3 protein-coding genes are annotated in these 3,034 nt (G+C 64.1%); all 3 read left to right on the forward strand.

Annotation, left to right across the window (positions count from 1 at the left end; all coding sequences use genetic code 11):
• Positions 1-1,075 (forward strand): AMP-binding protein (locus AC1DOC_RS26775; RefSeq protein ID WP_478130838.1); only part of this gene is annotated, 1,075 nt, incomplete at its 5' end.
• Positions 1,076-1,215: 140 nt separating this feature from the next.
• Positions 1,216-2,445: a branched-chain amino acid ABC transporter substrate-binding protein gene (locus AC1DOC_RS26780; RefSeq protein WP_012748033.1), complete on the forward strand. Its 1,230-nt coding sequence runs from the start codon at positions 1,216-1,218 to the stop codon at positions 2,443-2,445.
• A 200-nt stretch (positions 2,446-2,645) separates the two neighbouring features.
• On the forward strand, positions 2,646-3,034 hold a 389-nt coding region (locus tag AC1DOC_RS26785), incomplete at its 3' end, for an ABC transporter substrate-binding protein (RefSeq protein WP_478130839.1).

Consider the following 3,034-nt stretch of genomic DNA (forward strand, 5'->3'; position numbering starts at 1 on the left):
CGGCAACCCCAAGGCCGCGCTCTACAGCCACCGCTCGACCATGCTGCATGCCTATGCCGCGGCCCTGCCCGACGTCATGCGCCTGTCGGCGCGCGACTCGGTGCTGCCGGTGGTGCCGATGTTCCACGTCAACGCCTGGGGCATTCCGTACTCGGCCGCGCTGGTGGGCTGCAAGCTCGTGTTTCCGGGGCCGGCGCTCGACGGCAAGTCGGTGTACGAGCTGATCGAATCCGAGGGCGTCACCTTCGCGGCCGGCGTGCCCACGGTGTGGCAGATGATGCTCGGCCACATGCAGGCCAACGGCCTGAAGTTCAGCAAGCTCAACCGCACGGTGATCGGCGGCTCGGCCTGCCCGCCGGCCATGATCACGGCGTTCCAGGAGAACTACAGCGTCGAGGTGCTGCATGCCTGGGGCATGACCGAGATGAGCCCGCTGGGCACGCTGTGCACGCTCAAGAACAAGCACCTGTCGCTGCCGCCCGATGCGCAGCTGCAGATCCGCATGAAGCAGGGCCGCGCCATCTTCGGCGTCGACATGAAGATCGTCGACGGCAACGGCAAGGAGCTGCCCTGGGACGGCAAGGCCTACGGCGACCTGTTGGTCAAGGGCCCCTGGATCGTGAAGGAATACTTCAAGGGCGAGGGCGGCGATCCGCTCATCCGCGACGCGCAGGGCCGCGGCTGGTTCCCCACGGGCGACGTCGCCACCATCGACGCCGAGGGCTACCTGCAGATCACCGACCGCAGCAAGGACGTGATCAAGTCCGGCGGCGAGTGGATCAGCTCCATCGAGATCGAGAACATCGCCGTCGCGCATCCGGCCGTCGCCATGGCCGCCTGCATCGGCGTGTACCACCCCAAGTGGGACGAGCGGCCGATCATCGCGGTGGTGAAGAAGCCCAACGCCGAAGTCGCGCGCGAGGAGCTGCTGAAGTTCTACGAGGGCAAGACGGCCAAGTGGCAGATCCCCGACGACGTGGTGTTCGTCGAGGCGATTCCGATCGGCGCCACCGGCAAGATCCTCAAGACCAAGCTTCGCGAACTGCTCAAGGACTACAAGCTGCCCACCTGCTGACCCCGCGCCAAGGCCTGGCCGCACTGTCGCGCATGCGATAGCAAGGCCGCTTCGGCGGCCTTCCTTCCGGGCAATCCCTGTGCGGCGAAGAAAAGGGCGCTTGTACGCTGGCATCCCGCCTTTCACTCCGGAGACTCTTCATGCAATTTGCCATCAAGTCAGCAGCCGCCTGTGCCATGTTGGTCGGCATGACGGCCGCACTCGCCCAGAAGGGCGAGACCGTCAAGATCGCCTGGCTCGATCCACTGTCGGGCCTGATGGCGGCGGTGGGAACCAACCAGCTCAAGACCACGCAGTTCCTGGCCGAGGAGTTCAACAAGAAGAATGCCTCGGGCGTGAAGTTCGAGATCATCGCGATCGACAACAAGCTCAGCCCGCAAGAGACGACCGCGGCGCTGCGCTCCGCGCAGGACCAGGGTGCGCGCTACATCACCCAGGGCAACGGCTCGGGCCCGGCGCTTGCGATCATCGACGCCGTCGAAAAGAACAACGCGCGCAATCCCGGCAAGGAACTGCTCTACCTGAACTACGCGGCGGTGGACCCCGACCTCACCAACAGCAAGTGCAGCTACTGGCACTTCCGGCTCGACGCCGACACCTCCATGAAGATGGAAGCGTTGACCACCTGGATGAAGGACCAGCCCGACATCAAGAAGGTCTACATCCTTGGCCAGAACTATTCGCACGGCCAGCAGGTGTCGAAGTTCGCCAAGGAAGACCTGAAGGCCAAGCGCCCCGACATCCAGATCGTGGGCGACGACCTGCACCCGCTCGCGCAGGTGCGCGACTTCTCGCCCTACATTGCCAAGATCAAGGCCTCGGGCGCCGACACGGTCATCACGGGCAACTGGGGCTCCGACCTGTCGCTGCTCATCAAGGCGGCGAACGACTCGGGGCTGGACGTCAAGTTCCTGACGTACTACGCGCCGGGCGCCGGCACGCCCACGGCCATGGGCGCCACCTCGGCAGGCAAGGTCTACACCGTGGCCTATGCCCACTACAACATGGGCGGCGAGATCCAGCGGCTTCTTGCCGGCTACAAGAAGAAGATGAACGACGACCTGACGCAGTCCTCGATCTATCACACGTTCGCATTGCTCGATGCCGCTTTCGTCCAGACCAAATCGACTGACCCGGTCAAGGTGGCCGCGGCACTCGAAGGCATGAAGATCAAGAGCTTCAACGGCGAGGTCGAGATGCGCAAGGCCGACCACCAGCTGCAGCAGGGCCTGTACATCTCGCGCTGGGAAAAGGCGAGCGCCAAGTACCCCTACGACGCCGAGAACACCGGCTACACGAATGTCCCCGTGAAGTACTACGAGTCGTATGTGGCGAGCACGCCCACCACCTGCCAGATGAAGCGCCCCTGAGCATCCACGTGATGGCGTTTCCTACCCGCTGGTAGCAGCTGCCTACCGCGCGGTAGCAAGCTTGAGAAATGCAGTGTCGCCTGCGCGATAGAAACGGGCCTTGCGGCCGCCTCCTTACGGGCATTCCCTGAGGGTAGGGGCCACAAACGCTTGTACTCTCGTGCGGCCATTTGAATCGGTTTGACCAGGAGAAATAGATCGTGAAGTTCGCTCTGAAAATCGCTACCGCCTCCGTCCTCGCAGCGAGCGCCGCCGGCGCGCTGGCCCAGAAGGGCGAAACCGTGAAGATCGCCTGGCTCGACCCGCTGTCGGGCCTGATGGCCGCCGTTGGCACCAACCAGCTCAAGACCTTCCAGTTCCTGGCCGAGGAGTTCAACAAGAAGAACGCGGCCGGCGTGAAGTTCGAGGTCATCGCCATCGACAACAAGCTGAGCCCGCAGGAGACCACCAGCGCGTTGCGCTCGGCCATGGACCAGGGCGCACGCTACGTGGTGCAGGGCAACGGCTCCGGCCCGGCGCTGGCCATCATCGACGCGCTCGAGAAGCACAACGCCCGCAACCCGGGCAAGGAAGTGCTCTACATCAACTA

The sequence above is a fragment of the Variovorax sp. 01T439_2 genome, assembly GCF_056398445.1.